This window comes from Streptomyces sp. SID14478, from assembly GCF_010548525.1.
Taxonomy (GTDB): domain Bacteria; phylum Actinomycetota; class Actinomycetes; order Streptomycetales; family Streptomycetaceae; genus Streptomyces.
The window spans coordinates 1-962 of the sequence record NZ_JAAGMG010000936.1 but is presented as its reverse complement, the minus strand read 5'-3'; the positions used below and the strand labels follow the sequence as shown (position 1 = coordinate 962).

Below are 962 nucleotides of genomic sequence, written 5' to 3'. Positions count from 1 at the left end.
GGAGGCGCTGAGCGCCGCCCGGCACATGATCGGCGCCGCCGTCCGCGCGTGGGGAGCGCGGGAGCGCGCCGACGAGATCGAACTCGTCGCCGACGAACTCGTCACCAACGCGCTCCTGCACACCGACGGCCCGGCCATCGTCACCCTGCGGGTCCTGACCGGCCCCGACCGGAGACTGAGGGTCGACGTGGAGGACACCTCCAGCGCCCTGCCGCGCCGCCGGGAAGCCGGTGACGACGGCGTCTCGGGCCGCGGCCTGCTCCTCGTCGACCGGCTCGCCGACGTCTGGGGCGTGGAGGCACGCGGCGGCGGCAAGTGCGTGTGGTGCGAATTCGTCGTCCCGGCGCGAGGACAGTGACGCGGTCCCGGCGGAGTGGCGGACACCCACCGTTCACCCGAATGGCGCACACGGCGCCGAAGCGCGTCGGACGGGCCGCATTGCCTCTGCCGCACCGCGGGAGGAGCCCGCGCCGGGCGATCCGGTTGCAGGCAGTGAAGCGCCTTGTTGCACGTGACGCCCGTACCCCGCCCGATGGAGACGAGGCACATGGGCCCGCGGCGACGCTGGTTCGCCCCCATGTTCCGCAGGGAGTGATCACACATGACCCAGGGCGAGACCTTCAACAGCCCCAATGCCCTTGTGGGACTCACCGCGTACGACCGCACGGGAGAGAAGATCGGCAGCGTCGAGCGGGTCTACATCGACGACGCCACCGGCCGCGCCGACTGGGTGACGGTGAAGACGGGCCTGTTCGGCATGAAGGAGAGCTTCGTGCCGCTGGCCGGTGCCGGCCGCGAGGACGACACCCTGAAGGTGAACTACACCAAGGAGGCGGTGAAGGACGCGCCGCGCGTCGACGCCGACCAGCACCTTGAGGAGTCGGAGAAGCAGGAGCTCTACGCGCACTACGGCCTGGCCGGGCCGACGGCCGCCGCGGGCGGGCGCGCCGGGCGTCCGGACG

Annotated in this window: 2 protein-coding genes; both read left to right on the top strand. The window is 72.3% G+C overall.

Annotated features, from left to right (window positions below):
* Nucleotides 1-358, top strand: a 358-nt coding sequence (locus G3I40_RS30375) for an ATP-binding protein (protein ID WP_164305833.1), incomplete at its 5' end; no start/stop codon positions are given.
* 243 nt (nt 359-601) lie between these two features.
* Nucleotides 602-962: PRC-barrel domain-containing protein (locus G3I40_RS30370; RefSeq protein WP_164305832.1), on the top strand; the 361-nt coding region annotated here is incomplete at its 3' end.